The sequence below is a fragment of the Luteimonas sp. e5 genome (assembly GCF_054031035.1).
In genome coordinates, this window is sequence record NZ_JBSTRX010000001.1 from 1109902 (window position 1) to 1121550 (window position 11649).

Below are 11649 nucleotides of genomic sequence, written 5' to 3' on the forward strand. Positions count from 1 at the left end.
TCCGTTGCCGATGTCCGCCATGTCCGCTTCCCCGCCCCTTCCGGCGCAGGTGCCACGCCTGGCCCTGCTGATCGATGCCGACAACGCAAGTGCCGAGCGCCTGCCGCGCCTGTTGCAGGAGATCGCCAAGTACGGCCAGGCCATCGTGCGCCGCGCCTACGGCAACTGGACCTCGCAGCACCTGGGCGGCTGGAAGAAGACCCTGCTCGACCACTCGGTGCAGCCGATCCAGCAGTTCAACTACACCGTGGGCAAGAACGCGACCGACAGCGCGTTGATCATCGATGCCATGGACCTGCTCTACGCCGGTCATCTGGACGGCTTCTGCATCGTCTCCAGCGACAGCGACTTCACCCGCCTGGCCGCGCGCATCCGCGAGCAGGGCCTGACCGTGTACGGCTTCGGCGAGCGCAAGACGCCGCAGGCCTTCGTCGCCGCCTGCGACAAGTTCATCTACACCGAGAACCTCGACGCCGAGGAAGAACCCGCCGCGGCCGGCAAGGGCCGGCGCACGCTCAAGCGCGACAAGGTGCTCGACCGCCTGCTGGACGAGGCGGTGGACGCCGCCGCCGACGAGGATGGCTGGGCTTCGCTGAGCGCGGTCGGCAGCAACCTCTCGCGCCTGGCCTCGGATTTCGATACCCGCAGCTGGGGTTTCCGCAAGCTCAAGGACCTGATCGCGGCGCATCCCAAGTTCGTGCTGGAAGCACACAAGGGCGCCGATGGCCGCGGCAACAGCCTGCACGTGCGCTCGGCGGACTGAACCACGCGTCGGCGTTCACAGCAGCGAGGCCTGCGCGCCGGGGTAACGCAGCACGCCGTCCTGCATCACCGCGTCTTCGTTCAGCCGGTGGATTTCGCTGCGCCCCGGCGCCATCAGGTGGATCACCTGCCAGCCACGGGCGGTGAAATCGTCGGAAATGAGGCGTCGGTGACAGCGCCACCACACCGCTTCCGCACACATCACGCAGCAACGGTGCGTGCGCGCCTCGCGCATCAGTGCCTCGCGCGCGTGGATGTATTCGGTGCTGGCCAGATGATCCGCATAGGCGCGGAAGGCCTCCACGCGCCACGCGCGATTGGGCGAATCGGGCAGTGCCTGGCGACGCCCGCCCATCCCCGGCAGCGGCCAGTAGCGGATGCCGGCGTCGGCCAGCGCGGGCTGCATCGCCGCCGGGGCGAACTGCGGGTTGCGCCGCGAACCGGCATAGCGCCGCACATCACCCAGCACCTCGATGCCCGCTTCCTGCAGCATGGCCACGAACAGCGGCCACTCGCGGGTGGAATGACCGATCGTCCACAGCCGTGGCGGCATGTCGCCGGCGTCGCCCGCGACCATGGATTTGAGTTCAATCAATGAATGGTCATGCATTCCGATGACAATAAGCCAAGCCGCCGGAGAACCACGTCATGCCCACCATGCCCTGCAATATGACCCTGGACGATGGCCGCAAGGTGCGGATTCGTCCGATCGGGCCGGATGACATCGAGGCCGAGCGCGCCTTCATCATGGCGCTCTCGCCTGGCCTGCGCCGCTATCGCTTCCTCGAGCAGATCGGCGAGCCGAGCGATGCCATGCTCAGGACGCTGACCCACGTCGACCACAAGGATCACGTGGCGCTGGTCGCGGTGGCCGAGGATGGCGAGCACGCCGGGCAGTTCGTCGGCGTCACCCGCTTCGCCCGCAGCCATGAGCCTGAAAGCGGCGAAATGGCGCTGGTGGTGCTCGATGACTGGCGCGAGAGCGGCCTCAAGCGCGAGTTGCTGCAGCAGCTCACCTCGATCGCCGCGCGCCAGGGACTGCGCCGCCTGTTCACGCTGGAAAGCGCGGACAACCGCTACATGCGTGACTTCGCCTCGCAACACGGCTTCCGTTCGCGGCCCGACCCCGAGGACTCGACCCAGGTGTTCTACACCCTCGAGCTGGACTGAGCCGCACCCGCTCCGCTGCTCCGGGTGCGCCACCCGGCTAGAATGGGCGGATTGCGCCCGTCCCGACGACATGTCCGAATCCCCGTACTTCAGCGAAACGGTGCTCGACGTCCACCACTGGACCGAGGACTATTTCAGCTTCACCACCACCCGCAACCCCGGCATGCGCTTCGACAATGGCCAGTTCGTGATGATCGGACTGGAGGTCGAGCAGCCCGATGGCCGGCGCAAGCCGCTGCTGCGCGCCTATTCGGTGGCCAGCGCGAACTGGGCGGAAACCCTGCACTTCTTCAGCATCAAGGTGCAGGACGGCCCGTTGACCTCGCGCCTGCAGCATCTCAAGCCCGGCGATACCCTGCTGGTCAGCCGCAAGCCGACCGGCACCCTGCTGATCTCCGACCTGCATCCGGGGCGCAACCTGTTCCTGCTCGGCACCGGCACTGGCCTCGCGCCATGGCTGTCGATCGTGCAGGATCCGGAAACCTACGAGCGCTTCGAGAACGTCATCGTCTGCCATGGCGTGCGCACCGAGAAGGACCTCGCCTACCGCGAGTTTTTCGAGCGCGGACTGCCCGAGCACGAATTCCTCGGCGAACTGGTGCGCGGGCGCTTGCATTACTTCCCGGCGGTATCGCGCGAGTCGTTCGAGTACGCCGGCCACGACCACCAGGGCCGCATCACCGACATGCTGGACGATGGCCGGCTGTGCCGGTACCTCGACATCGCGCCGATCGACCCGGCGCATGACCGCGCGATGATCTGCGGCAGCCCGGCGATGCTGGCCGATTTCCGTGCCCTGCTCGATGCGCGCGGCTTCACTGCGTCGCCACGCATCGGCAGCCCCGGCGAATACGTGTTCGAGCGCGCCTTCGTCGAGAAATAGCCCCTGCGGCCCGCGGCGCAATCGGTTATCGTGGGGGTTTGTACCGCCCATCGAGGTTTTATCCGCATGAAGCCGATTTCGCTCCGTCGCCCGCTGGCCAGCGCGCTTGCGCTGGGTATCGCCACCGCCTTGTCCGCCTGCGCCACCACACCCTCCGCTGACGGGGTTGCCGCCGGCAGCAGCACAGCGCGTCCGGCACCGGCCGGCAATCCGCTGCTGGAGGCCAGCCCGCTGGAGTTCGGCTACCCGCAGTTCGACCGCATCAAGGACAGCGACTTCGCGCCGGCATTCGACCACGGCATGGCCGAGGCCGAGGCCGAGTACCAGGCCATCGCCGACAACCCCGAGGCGCCGACCTTCGACAACACCATCGTCGCGATGGAGCGCGCCGGACTCAGCTTCTCGCGCACCATGGCGGTGTTCGCCAACCTCAACGGCACCGATACCAACGATGCGCGCAAGAAGCTGCAATCGGACTATGCGCCGAAGTTCAGCGCGCACCGCGACGCGATCACGCTGAACCCGAAGCTGTTCGCGCGCATCAAGGCCCTGTACGACCAGCGCGCCTCGCTGGGGCTGGACGCGGAAAGCCTGCGTCTGGTCGAGCGCTACCACGATGATTTCGTGCGTGCCGGCGCCGCCCTCGACGAGACGCAGAAAGCGCGCATGAAGCAGCTCAATTCGCGCCTGGCCGAACTGGGCACCCGCTTCAGCCAGGACGTGCTGGCCGAGGTCAACGATTCGGCGGTGGTGGTGGACAGCCGCGAGGAACTGGCCGGTCTCACCCCGGCGCAGATCGACGCCGCCGCGACCGCCGCCAAGGCGCGTGGTCTGGACGGCAAGTACGTCATCACCCTGCTCAACACCACCGGTCAGCCGCCGCTGTCGCAGCTGGAAAACCGTGCCCTGCGCGAGCGCATCCACAAGGCTTCGGTCAACCGTGGCAGCCGCGGCAACCAGTGGGACACCACCGGCATCGTGGCCGAGGTGACCCGCCTGCGTGCCGAGCGTGCCAAGTTGCTGGGCTATCCGGATTACGCCGCCTTCTCGCTGGCCAACCAGACCGCCGGCACCAAGCAGGCGGTGAACGCCATGCTCGCCCAGCTGGCCCCGGCGGCGGTTGCCAATGCGCGTCTGGAAGGCGCCGAGCTGCAGAAGATGATCGACGCCGAGCAGAAGGCCAAGGGCCAGCCGAGCTTCAAGCTCGAGCCGTGGGACTGGGCCTATTACAGCGAGAAGGTGCGCAAGGACAAGTTCGACTTCGACGAAGCCGAGCTCAAGCCGTACCTGGAGATGATCAACGTGCTGGAAAACGGCGTGTTCTTCGCCGCCAACCAGTTCTACGGCCTCAGCTTCAAGCCGCGCACCGACCTGCCCAAGTACCACCCGGATACCTGGATCTACGACGTGTTCGACCGCGACGGCTCCAAGCTCGCGATCTTCATCTTCGACCCGTACGCGCGTGACTCCAAGCGCGGTGGCGCATGGATGAACAGCTACGTGAGCCAGTCGCGCCTGCTCGGCACCAAGCCGGTGGTGGCCAACCACCAGAACATCACCAAGCCGCCGGCGGGGGAACCCACCCTGCTGACCTGGGACGAAGTCACCACCATGTTCCACGAGTTCGGCCATGCCCTGCACGGCATGTTCTCGAACGTGAACTACCCGTACTTCTCCGGTACCTCGGTGCCGCGCGACTTCGTCGAGTTCCCCTCCCAGGTCAACGAAATGTGGGCCGATTGGCCGTCGATCCTGAGCAACTACGCCAAGCATCACCAGACCGGCGCGCCGATGCCGCAGGCGCTGCTGGACAAGGTCGAGGCCGCCTCCAGGTTCAACGAAGGCTTCCGCACCACTGAATATCTCGGTGCCGCCCTGCTCGACCAGAAATGGCACCAGTTGCCGGTCGATCAACTGCCGGCGGCCGCGGGCGTGATGGACTTCGAGGCCAAGGCGCTCAAGGACGTGGGTCTGGATTACGCCGCGGTGCCGCCGCGCTACCGCACGCCGTACTTCAGCCACATCATGGGTGGCTATGCGGCCGGCTATTACGCCTACATCTGGGCCGAAGTGCTGGACGCCAACACCGTGCAGTGGATCCGCGACAATGGCGGCCTGACCCGCGGCAATGGCGATCGCCTGCGCGATCGTCTGCTCTCGCAGGGCGGCAGCAAGGACGCGATGCAGCTGTTCCGCGACTTCACCGGTGGCGGCGAGCCGCGCATCGAACCGCTGCTGGAGCGGCGTGGTCTGACCGGCGGAACCTCGAACTGAGACTGCCCTCCGCGCACACGAAAACGCCGCCCTCGATGGGCGGCGTTTTTCATGGCCGAATCGGAACCACGGCTCAGCCGGCGCTGCCCGGCTGCGAAACGTGCTTGACCACGTGTGCGGTGGCCTCGTCCTTGCCGGCGCGGGCTAGGTCGGCCAATGCCGCCACCCCGGCCAGCGCGCCGGCGCCATCGACCACGATCACGCGGCGGATTTTCTCCGCCTCCATCGCGCAAGTGGCATCGTGCAGGCTGGTGTTGCTGGTGATGGTGGTGACCGGCGCGGTCATCGCGTCGGCGGCACAGGCGCTGCCCGCATCCTTGCCGCAGGCGACGATGCGGGTGGTGATGTCGCGATCGGTGACCGCGCCGACCGGGCGGTTCTGCTCGTCGACCACCGGGATCATGCCGCAGTCGTTGTCGATCATCAGTTGCGCCACTTCACGCAGCGGCGTGTCCTGGCGGCAGCTGGCGGGATTGGCGCTCATGACGCTGGTGATGTCGCTCATCGGGGTACTCCTTGGTGGGGAGCGCCCAGTGTCGAGGCGGCGCAATCGCCATCACGTGAAACGCGCGGCGCGCGGTTCAGCCGGCAGTCGGCGCCTCAGCTGCCCTCGAACAGTTCCCGATACTCCGGTGCCAGATGGGGCAGCAGGATGCGGGCCGGCACCTCGACGCTTTGCGTGCCGTCCGAATACGGGCCGACCTGATAGGGCGGGAACACGAAGCGCAGGCCGAACCACTTGCCGCTGGCCGCCGGAATCGGTTCGAACTGGTCGAAGTTCGCCGCGTCGGGCAAGGTGCCTTCGTCGATCATCGCGGACGCGCGCTTGCTGATGTCGGCACGCTCATCCGGCGCCACGCCGTCTTCTTCAAGACGCTCGGCGACGCCTTCGCGCAATTGCGCGCGCACATAGTCGGAAATCGCCTGCCAGCCTTCGTTCGCGCTCACCAGATCGCGTGCGGACAGGATGCGCTTGCTGCCCGGCAGGTAGGTGAAGCGGGCGATCAGCGGAATGCCGTGCGCGCCGCCGGTGTACAGGCTGCCATCTGCGGCGATCACCACCGCTTCCCCGCCACGCGGGCTGATGTCGGTGAAGTTGAGGCTGAGGTCGTACGGCAGCCCGCTTTGCACGATGTCGGCCGCGCCGCTGACTGCGGTGTCCAGATCATTGCGCGCCTGATCGGCATATTCGCGCAGGGCCGCCGCCAGCGGCGGATGCGCATTGGCCACTTCCGGGAAGGTGATGCCGACCAGATAGCGCGAACTGCGCTCGACCACATCGGTCAGCGGTTCCGGGGCGGCTTCCGCACTGCTCGCCGCAACCGGATCGGGCGCGGGCACAGCCGCGTGCTCCTGCTGCGGCTTGCATGCCACCAGCAAAAACGAGCAGAAGACGAACGTGGGCAGGATGTGGCGCATGGAGGCGGGTGACACCGTTGGAGTTGGACTGGCGGCCAGCATAGCCAGCGCGGCGTGAGTGCCCGGTCATCACGGCACGGGACGTTTTCATGGCGGAAAAACGAACAAGCCCGGCATGAGCCGGGCTTGCATTTCGCGTCGCGCGTGATGGCGCGGGCGCGCGTCCTTACAGCGGCTGGACTTCGTCGGCCTGCAGGCCCTTCTGGCCCTGCACCACCTTGAAGCTCACCTGCTGGCCTTCCTGCAGCGACTTGAAGCCGTTGCCCACGATGGAACGGAAGTGAACGAACAGGTCGGCGCCGCTCTCGGGGGTGATGAAACCGTAACCCTTGGCGTCATTGAACCATTTGACGGTACCGGTCTGACGATCAGACATGTTGCAACTCCTTGAAACAAACAGTGGATGGAAACACGGCGCGAACGCCGGACTGTCGAGCAAGGGGCAACACGCAAACGATGGAGCGACCACGCGATCAACCACATCGGATCACGATGTCCCGTGATCCCGCCTAAACAGTACGCGCACCATACACCAATCCGGAGACAAAGTGCGTCAACAGCGCGCGGTGGCAGGCGCCGCGAAGCCGGCGTTCAGGCTCGCAGCGGCTCGTAGTCCGGATGACGGCGGATCCAGGCGTCGGCATACGAGCATTGCGGGTCGACCTTCAGCCCTGCTGCACGCGCATGCTCCAGCGCCGCCTGCACCAGTTTTCCGGCGATGCCGCGCCCGCCGATGGCCGCCGGCACGATGGTATGCGTGATCGCGATCACGCCATCGCGCTCGACATAGTCGAGGTGGGCGGCATGGCCATCCACGTCGAGCTGGAAGCGCTGCTGCGCGGGATCGTGCTGGATGTCGTGGCTCATGGTTTCCTCCGTTGGCCGCAGTTGCCGTTGCGGGTCAGTTCCCGCCCATTGCCCGGACGGTATACCGCGCCGCGCATCGCCAGGACGTGATTGGATGCGCAAAAAAGCGGGGCGCAGACTTGGCACGGTTCCTGCTTTATCCCTCATGCACACAACCCGTCCCGTGCGAAGGAAATCAGAAATGTCCAGCCAGCAACGCCTCGTCGATCAACTGTTCGCCTTCAGCGCCAACGACGAGCGCGGCAGCCAGGAGGCCGCGCGCATCGATGAAATGGTTTATCGCGGCCTGATGGAAACCTATGCCGAGGACGAGCGCCTCGAAGCCAGCATCGCCGCCATGCCACCGATGCAGGCCGTCGCCGCAGCCCCCGCCCCCAAGCCGCGCCTGCGCGTTGACCACGACTTCATGCGCGAAGACCTGTCGCTGGCGGTGTGATGCGCCTCAGCCCAGGCCGATCTGTCGCAGGAAATGCGGCAGCAGGCCGGGCCGCGTCACCAGCATGAACAGCACGCCGTAGGCCGCGCCGAACAGGTGCGCGCTGTGGTTGACGTTGTCGCCGCCCCGGCGCTCCATCCAGATCGAATAGGCGGTGTAGAGCACGGCGAACACGATCGCGGGGATCGGGATCGGGATCGGCAGGATCACCAGCTTCGACCACGGCGCGTACAGGATGTAGGCGAACAGCACCGCCGAGGTGCCGCCCGACGCGCCGAGACTGCGATAACGGGGATCATCGCGGTGCCGCATGTAGGTCGGCAGGATCGCCATCACGATCGCCGACAGATAGAAAAACAGGAAGCCGGCCGCACCGGCCACGCCACCACCGAACAGCGCTTCCACCATCCGCCCGAAAAAGAACAGGGTGACCATGTTGAACAGCAGGTGCATGCCGTCGGCGTGGATGAAGCCGTGGGTCAGCAGGCGCTCGTACTGGCGCTGACGCTTGATCGCCGGCGGCCACAGGATCAGCCGCTCGGCCAGGCGCGGGTCGTTGAAGGCACGCCAGGACACCAGCACGGTGACGGCGATGACCACCAGGGTCACCATGTGCCCACTCCCGGCACCGCAGCTCCGTCCAGTGACGGCACTTCAGACAATGGACTCAGCATGGGCTCCTCGGCCTCGACCAAAACCGGGTCAGCCTAGCAAACCGCCCCTGCGCGGCGACAGTGGCGGTTACCATCGGCGTTTCCCGCCCACGGACATCGCACATGCGCCTGTTGCCCCTCGCCCTCGCCGCCAGCCTGCTGGCGCTGCCCGCCACTCCCGCGCATGGCGCCGCCGTCGAGGCCGACGAAAGGGCATTGACCACCCACGCCGAGCGCAGCGGCTTTGTCGAAACCGGGCGCTACGATGAAGTCATCGCGCTGTGCGATGCCTTCGCCCGCGCGCACCCGGATGCGGTGCGTTGTTTCGACTTCGGCACCACGCCCGAAGGCCGGCCGATGAAGGCGCTGGCCATCTCGCGCAGTGGTGCACTGGATGCCGCCGCCGCGCGCAAGGCCGGGCTGCCGGTGGTGCTGGCACAGGGCGGCATCCATGCCGGTGAAATCGACGGCAAGGATGCCGGCTTCTGGCTGCTGCGCGACCTGCTTGCCGGGCGCACGCTGCCGGGCGTGCTGGAGCGCCAGGTGCTGTTGTTCGTGCCGGTGTTCAATGTCGACGGACACGAGAACTTCCGCGCCTGGAACCGGCCCAATCAGCGTGGCCCCGCGCAGATGGGCTTTCGCACCACCGCACAGCGCTACAACCTCAACCGCGACTACATGAAGGCCGACAGCCCGGAGATGCAGGCGATGCTGCGCCTGGTCGAGGCTTGGGACCCGCTGGTCGAGATCGATCTGCATGCCACCAACGGCGCGCAGTTCCAGCACGACATCTCGATCACCGCCGAGCCGGTGAATGCCGGTGACGAAGGCATGCGCAAGGTCGGCCGCGCACTGCGCGACGGCATCATCGAAGGCTTGCGCGGCGAGGGCCACCTGCCACTGGATTTCTATCCGAGCTTCGTCGAATACGACAACCCGGCCTCGGGTTTTTCCGAAAACGTGCCCACGCCGCGCTTCTCGCACGGCTATTTCCAGCTGCGCAACCGCGTCGGCATCCTGGTCGAAACCCACAGCTGGCGTCCCTATGTCGAGCGCGTGCAGAGCACCCGCCGCACCCTGCAGCACCTGCTCGAGCTCGTCGCGCGCAACGGTGCGCGCTGGCAGGCCGAGGCACATGCCGCCGACCGCCGCGGCGCCAAGCTTGCCGGACGCATGCACCCGTTGGAGTGGAAAGTGCTGGACGAGCCGCGCACGATCGAGTTCCAGGGCCATGCCTATACCCGCAGCGCCTCGCCGATCTCCGGCGCGCTGATGACCCGCTATGACGAATCCGTGCCCGAGGTCTGGCGCGTGCCGTTGCGCAATCGCGTGGCGCCGGCGCTTGAGGTGCGCGCCCCCGATGCCGGCTATCTGGTGCCGGCCGCCTGGGCCGCAAGGGTGGCGGAAAAACTCGACCTGCACGGCATCGATTACCGGCGCCTGGAGGCACCACGCAGCGGGCTGGCGGCGGAGGTGTTCCGCGTGCAGCGGAGCGAGTTCGCCCCGCGCAGCATGGAAGGCCGGCAGCGCATCAGCCTGCACGGCGAATGGCAGGCGGAGACCCGTGACATCGGTGCCGGCGCACTGTTCGTGCCGATCGCGCAGCCCCGGTCACGCCTGCTGATGGGCCTGCTGGAGCCGCAGGCACCGGACAGCCTCGCCGCCTGGGGCGACTTCCACAACGCGTTCGAGCGCAAGGAATACATGGAGTCTTACGTGGCCGAAGCCGAGGCCGAGCGCATGCTGGCCAGTGATGCCGCGCTCAAGGCGGAGTTCGAGCGTCGCCTGGCCGAAGATGCCGAATTCGCCGCATCGCCTGCGCAACGGCTCGAGTTCTTCTACCGCCGCCACCCGGCCTGGGACAGCGGTTTCAACCACTACCCGGTGCTGCGCCTGCAACGCGCCCCGAACTGAGCAACGGCGTCCCCGGCAGCGTCAGCGCGCACTTCCAGTGCGCGGCTTGCCCGCGGCACGCGAGCGCGATTCGATGCAGCGATCGATCCCGGAATTGCGATCGACGTCTCTTTCATTCATGGCGCGTTCAAGCGTATCGTGAGCCCGCGCTCACTTCAGCCACACCCACGCAATGACCGAGTTCCTCACCGAGCACCAGCACTCCACCCTGCAGGAGCTGCAGCAGTTCGGCTGGTCGCTGCACGCGATCTCGCGGCTTGAGCATGGCGGCCATCATGCCGCGGTGCGCAGCCCCTGCGGAAACGACCACGCGATCATCCTGGAAAACGGCCTGCTCGACGATCGCGCGGCCTGAGCGACCTGATTCCGAACCCATCGCACGGCATACTGTGGCGATGCGCAAGCTCACCTGGTTGTGGCCGCTGCTGGTGCTGGCGGCGATCATGCTGTTCTGGCGTTGGCAGGCAGATCCGGCGCCAACCGCAGCCGAGCGCGCGCCCGTGGCGTCCGCAACCGTGGCCGGGGACGTGCCGGCCGCGAGCCGGCGCGGCGACCCGGACCTGCCCGCCGAAGCGCACGCCACGCTGGAGCTGATCCGCCGCGGCGGGCCGTTCCCGCACCGCCAGGACGGCACCGTGTTCGCCAATCGCGAAGGCCATCTGCCGCGGCAACCGCGCGGCTGGTACCGCGAATACACGGTGGCAACGCCCGGCCTCTCGCACCGGGGCACGCGGCGCATCGTCACCGGCGGCCAGCCGCCGCGCGAGTGGTATTACACCGACGATCATTACCGCAGTTTCCGACGCATCCAGGTGCAGCCATGAGCACGTCGCCCGACCTGCGTGACCCGAGCCGCGCCGGGGTGTACCGGCTGATGCATGCGGACGTGCCGGCGCTGCAGGCGCTGGCCGACGAGGCCGACCTCGCGGTGCACCGGATCGAGCTTGCCGATGTCGGCGACAAGGCCGGGGTACTCGATGCCATCGCCGCGGCGCTGGAGTTTCCAGCGGACTGGGGCCGCAACTGGGACGCGCTGGACGATGCCCTGGGCGACCTTTCCTGGCTCGGTCCGCCACGACCGCGAGTGCTGCTGCTGTGCGGCCTGGATCGGCTGCACCGCGAATCGCCACGCAGCGAAACGGTGCTGTGCGAGGTGCTGCACGACGCCTGCAAGGAATGGGCGCGCGAGGGCATCGCGCTGTGGGCATTGCTGTCGATGCAGCGCTGCGGCCCGCGGCTGCCCACGCCCGCCGACGGGTGCACCTGACGCC

At 67.2% G+C, this 11649-nt stretch carries 15 protein-coding genes; 9 read left to right on the forward strand and 6 right to left on the reverse strand.

Translation table 11 applies throughout. The features are described 5' to 3' along the window. The first annotated feature begins 19 nt into the window (after nucleotides 1-19). Nucleotides 20-763 (forward strand): NYN domain-containing protein, encoded by a 744-nt coding sequence (locus tag ACW11F_RS05250; RefSeq protein ID WP_456995807.1) that lies wholly within the window; start codon nucleotides 20-22, stop codon nucleotides 761-763. 15 nt (nucleotides 764-778) lie between these two features. Here ACW11F_RS05250 and ACW11F_RS05255 read toward each other — a convergent pair whose 3' ends face one another. After that, complete coding sequence (locus ACW11F_RS05255) at nucleotides 779-1339, reverse strand: DUF488 domain-containing protein (RefSeq protein WP_456995808.1); 561 nt, start codon at nucleotides 1337-1339, stop codon at nucleotides 779-781. A 71-nt stretch (nucleotides 1340-1410) separates the two neighbouring features. Between ACW11F_RS05255 and ACW11F_RS05260 the strand changes: the two genes are divergently transcribed. The 3 genes from ACW11F_RS05260 to ACW11F_RS05270 all read left to right on the forward strand — a co-directional run bounded on the left by ACW11F_RS05260 (nucleotide 1411) and on the right by ACW11F_RS05270 (nucleotide 5089). Further along, on the forward strand, nucleotides 1411-1932 hold the full coding sequence (locus tag ACW11F_RS05260; RefSeq protein WP_456995809.1) for an N-acetyltransferase family protein: 522 nt from the start codon (nucleotides 1411-1413) through the stop codon (nucleotides 1930-1932). Nucleotides 1933-2002: 70 nt separating this feature from the next. Continuing rightward, nucleotides 2003-2815 (forward strand): ferredoxin--NADP reductase, encoded by an 813-nt coding sequence (locus tag ACW11F_RS05265; protein ID WP_456995810.1) that lies wholly within the window; start codon nucleotides 2003-2005, stop codon nucleotides 2813-2815. Nucleotides 2816-2881: 66 nt separating this feature from the next. Further along, nucleotides 2882-5089, forward strand: a complete 2208-nt coding sequence (locus ACW11F_RS05270) for a M3 family metallopeptidase (protein ID WP_456995811.1) — start codon at nucleotides 2882-2884, stop codon at nucleotides 5087-5089. Nucleotides 5090-5162: 73 nt separating this feature from the next. Here the strand turns inward: ACW11F_RS05270 and ACW11F_RS05275 are convergent, their stop codons facing one another. From ACW11F_RS05275 to ACW11F_RS05290, 4 genes are all read right to left on the reverse strand, one after another. Continuing rightward, nucleotides 5163-5594, reverse strand: a complete 432-nt coding sequence (locus ACW11F_RS05275; protein WP_456995812.1) for a CBS domain-containing protein — start codon at nucleotides 5592-5594, stop codon at nucleotides 5163-5165. Between the two features lie 95 nt (nucleotides 5595-5689). Beyond that, nucleotides 5690-6430, reverse strand: a complete 741-nt coding sequence (locus ACW11F_RS05280) for an RsiV family protein (RefSeq protein WP_456995813.1) — start codon at nucleotides 6428-6430, stop codon at nucleotides 5690-5692. A 244-nt stretch (nucleotides 6431-6674) separates the two neighbouring features. Next, the gene (locus ACW11F_RS05285) at nucleotides 6675-6884 is read right to left on the reverse strand and encodes a cold-shock protein (RefSeq protein ID WP_456995814.1); all 210 of its coding nucleotides are present in this window, start codon (nucleotides 6882-6884) and stop codon (nucleotides 6675-6677) included. Nucleotides 6885-7099: 215 nt separating this feature from the next. After that, nucleotides 7100-7375, reverse strand: a complete 276-nt coding sequence (locus ACW11F_RS05290) for a GNAT family N-acetyltransferase (protein ID WP_456995815.1) — start codon at nucleotides 7373-7375, stop codon at nucleotides 7100-7102. Between the two features lie 181 nt (nucleotides 7376-7556). Here ACW11F_RS05290 and ACW11F_RS05295 point away from each other — a divergent pair, with 181 nt between their 5' ends. Then, nucleotides 7557-7811, forward strand: coding sequence for a hypothetical protein (locus ACW11F_RS05295; protein ID WP_456995816.1), 255 nt, complete (start codon nucleotides 7557-7559; stop codon nucleotides 7809-7811). A 6-nt stretch (nucleotides 7812-7817) separates the two neighbouring features. Here the strand turns inward: ACW11F_RS05295 and ACW11F_RS05300 are convergent, their stop codons facing one another. Next, entirely contained in the window at nucleotides 7818-8423 is a 606-nt protein-coding gene (locus ACW11F_RS05300) for a rhomboid family intramembrane serine protease (RefSeq protein WP_456995817.1), read from the reverse strand. A 164-nt stretch (nucleotides 8424-8587) separates the two neighbouring features. Here ACW11F_RS05300 and ACW11F_RS05305 point away from each other — a divergent pair, with 164 nt between their 5' ends. The 4 genes from ACW11F_RS05305 (at nucleotide 8588) to ACW11F_RS05320 (ending at nucleotide 11645) form a co-directional block, all read left to right on the forward strand. Then, nucleotides 8588-10378, forward strand: a complete 1791-nt coding sequence (locus tag ACW11F_RS05305) for a M14 family metallopeptidase (RefSeq protein WP_456995818.1) — start codon at nucleotides 8588-8590, stop codon at nucleotides 10376-10378. A gap of 172 nt (nucleotides 10379-10550) precedes the next feature. Beyond that, nucleotides 10551-10733, forward strand: a complete 183-nt coding sequence (locus tag ACW11F_RS05310; RefSeq protein ID WP_456995819.1) for a hypothetical protein — start codon at nucleotides 10551-10553, stop codon at nucleotides 10731-10733. A gap of 40 nt (nucleotides 10734-10773) precedes the next feature. Beyond that, complete coding sequence (locus ACW11F_RS05315; RefSeq protein ID WP_456995820.1) at nucleotides 10774-11202, forward strand: ribonuclease domain-containing protein; 429 nt, start codon at nucleotides 10774-10776, stop codon at nucleotides 11200-11202. After that, a complete protein-coding gene (locus ACW11F_RS05320) occupies nucleotides 11199-11645 on the forward strand; it encodes a barstar family protein (protein ID WP_456995821.1) in 447 nt (148 codons plus the stop codon). Before ACW11F_RS05315 ends, ACW11F_RS05320 begins: the two co-directional genes overlap by 4 nt. Nucleotides 11646-11649 lie beyond the last annotated feature (4 nt).

What these genes read in the sequence shown, in the direction of transcription:
- ACW11F_RS05250 (WP_456995807.1), top strand. Translation starts at nt 20, where the DNA reads ATGTCCGCTTCCCCGCCCCTTCCGGCGCAGGTGCCACGCCTGGCCCTG.
- ACW11F_RS05255 (WP_456995808.1), bottom strand. Translation starts at nt 1,339, where the DNA reads ATGGTCGCGGGCGACGCCGGCGACATGCCGCCACGGCTGTGGACGATC.
- ACW11F_RS05260 (WP_456995809.1), top strand. Translation starts at nt 1,411, where the DNA reads ATGCCCACCATGCCCTGCAATATGACCCTGGACGATGGCCGCAAGGTG.
- ACW11F_RS05265 (WP_456995810.1), top strand. Translation starts at nt 2,003, where the DNA reads ATGTCCGAATCCCCGTACTTCAGCGAAACGGTGCTCGACGTCCACCAC.
- ACW11F_RS05270 (WP_456995811.1), top strand. Translation starts at nt 2,882, where the DNA reads ATGAAGCCGATTTCGCTCCGTCGCCCGCTGGCCAGCGCGCTTGCGCTG.
- ACW11F_RS05275 (WP_456995812.1), bottom strand. Translation starts at nt 5,594, where the DNA reads ATGAGCGACATCACCAGCGTCATGAGCGCCAATCCCGCCAGCTGCCGC.
- ACW11F_RS05285 (WP_456995814.1), bottom strand. Translation starts at nt 6,884, where the DNA reads ATGTCTGATCGTCAGACCGGTACCGTCAAATGGTTCAATGACGCCAAG.
- ACW11F_RS05290 (WP_456995815.1), bottom strand. Translation starts at nt 7,375, where the DNA reads ATGAGCCACGACATCCAGCACGATCCCGCGCAGCAGCGCTTCCAGCTC.
- ACW11F_RS05295 (WP_456995816.1), top strand. Translation starts at nt 7,557, where the DNA reads ATGTCCAGCCAGCAACGCCTCGTCGATCAACTGTTCGCCTTCAGCGCC.
- ACW11F_RS05300 (WP_456995817.1), bottom strand. Translation starts at nt 8,423, where the DNA reads ATGGTGACCCTGGTGGTCATCGCCGTCACCGTGCTGGTGTCCTGGCGT.
- ACW11F_RS05305 (WP_456995818.1), top strand. Translation starts at nt 8,588, where the DNA reads ATGCGCCTGTTGCCCCTCGCCCTCGCCGCCAGCCTGCTGGCGCTGCCC.
- ACW11F_RS05310 (WP_456995819.1), top strand. Translation starts at nt 10,551, where the DNA reads ATGACCGAGTTCCTCACCGAGCACCAGCACTCCACCCTGCAGGAGCTG.
- ACW11F_RS05315 (WP_456995820.1), top strand. Translation starts at nt 10,774, where the DNA reads ATGCGCAAGCTCACCTGGTTGTGGCCGCTGCTGGTGCTGGCGGCGATC.
- ACW11F_RS05320 (WP_456995821.1), top strand. Translation starts at nt 11,199, where the DNA reads ATGAGCACGTCGCCCGACCTGCGTGACCCGAGCCGCGCCGGGGTGTAC.